Consider the following 1,942-nt stretch of genomic DNA (forward strand, 5'->3'; position numbering starts at 1 on the left):
GAGGTTCAGGCCGGAAACGCCGGCGCTGAGGTTGCCGCCCAGGCCCGACACGTTCAACGCGCCCGTACCCAACGCAGCCGCGTTGCCGAGGCTCAGGTTGCCGCCGCCGGTCAGGCCGAGGCCGCCGCCGAAGCTGTTCGCGCCGTTGAGCGCAAGCGTACCGGTGCCGCCGAAGTTCAGGCCGCCCGCGCCGCCGATGCTGCCGGACAAGGCCAGGTCGTTGGCGCCGCCGATGCCTAGCGCCGCGCCGGCGCCGAGGTTGATCGCATTGCCGAGGTTCAGGCCGGAAACGCCGGCGCTGAGGTTGCCGCCGAGGCCCGACACGTTCAACGCGCCCGTACCCAGCGCGCCGGCATTGCCGAGGCTCAGATTACCGCCGCCGCTGAGGCCGAGGCCGCCGCCGAAGCTGTTCGCGCCGTTGAGCGCGAGCGTGCCGGTACCGCCGAAGTTCAGGCCGCCGGCGCCGCCGATGTTGCCGGACAGCGACAGATCGTTCGCGCCGCCGATGCCGAGCGCCGCACCGCCGCCGAGGTTGATCGCGTTGCCGAGGTTCAGGCCGGAAACGCCGGCGCTGAGGCTGCCGCCGAGACCCGACACGTTCAACGCGCCGGTGCCCAGCGCGCCGGCATTGCCGAGGCTCAGATTGCCGCCGCCGGTCAGGCCGACGCCGCCGCCGAACGTGTTGGCGCCGTTGAGCGCGAGCGTGCCGGTGCCGCTGAAGTTCAACCCGCCCGCGCCGCCGACGACGCCCGACAGGGTCAGGCCGTTGCCGCCGCCGATGTCGAGCGCGACGCCGCCGCCGAGGTTGATCGCATTGCCGAGGTTCAAGCCGGCGACGCTGGCGCTGAGGCCCGCATTGCCCAGGACATCCAGCGAGCCGCTGCCGAGCGCGCCCGCATTGCCCAGCACCAGGTTGCCGGCGTTGAGATCGACGCCGCCGGTGAAGTTGTTGGCGCCGGCGAGCACCAGCGTCCCGGTGTCGTTCTTCACCAGCCCGCCGGTGCCCGAGATCTGCGCCGAAATGGTTCCGGTCATCCCCGCGTCGACGCGGATGATCGTGCTGGCGGTGTCGGTGGTGAGCGTGCCGCCGAGGCCGCCGGCGATCTCGTAACCGTTGGAGGCGAACTGCAAGCCGCTGAAACCCACCGGGCCGACGACGGTCACCACGCCTGCCGTGCCCTGGAACACGGCGAACGCGCCGTTCACCCAACCGCTGTTGGCGGTGCCGTTGACGTTGGTCCAGTTCGGCGTCGGCGCCGCGGTCCAGACGCCCGCGCCGCCGTCGACGCTGCCGTTGGGCAGCAGGTTGATGCCGTCCCAGAACTGCACGACGGCGCCGGCGTTGACGGCGAGGTTGATCTGGTTCGCGACCCCCGTCTGCACCTGCACGCTGTCCGGCGTGAACGGCCCCGGCAGCGCGCCGAGCAGCAGTCCGCGGTCGTCCAGGGTGCCGGTGTAGCCGATCAACTGATACACGCCCGGCCCGAATCCGCCGAGGTTGTTGACGTTGAGGGTGCCGTCGAGGGTGAGGTTGCCGTTGACGACGATCCGGTCGTTGACGCCGCCGGCGACGCCGAGGTCGTAGTTGAGCGTCGCGCCGCTGCCGAGGAACAGCGATCCCACGGTCAGGGTGCCGGCCGCGCCGATGCTGCCCGCGTTGAGCGCGCCGTTGACCGTCACGTTGCCGAGGGTGCCGGTGCCGGTGAGCGTGGCGCCGGCGTCGACGACGGTCGGCGACAGCAGCGAACCGTTCACCGCGAGCGTGCCGGACTGGACCGTGGTGCCGCCGCCGAAGGTGTTGGCGCCGGCGAGGGTCAAGGTGCCGGTGCCGTTGAAGTTCAGGCCGCCCGCGCCGCCGATGATCCCCGACAGCGACAGGTCGTTGCCGCCGCCGATGCCGAGCGATGCGCCGGCGCCGAGGTTGATCGCGTTGCCGAGGTTC

The 1,942-nt window shown here is 71.9% G+C and carries 1 protein-coding gene; it reads right to left on the reverse strand.

The genetic code is table 11. From position 1 onward, the window contains the following. On the reverse strand, positions 1-1,942 hold a 1,942-nt coding region (locus A7A76_RS17455), incomplete at both ends, for a beta strand repeat-containing protein (RefSeq protein WP_206412399.1).

It is taken from the genome of Lysobacter enzymogenes (assembly GCF_017168095.1).
GTDB classification, from domain to species: domain Bacteria; phylum Pseudomonadota; class Gammaproteobacteria; order Xanthomonadales; family Xanthomonadaceae; genus Lysobacter; species Lysobacter enzymogenes_D.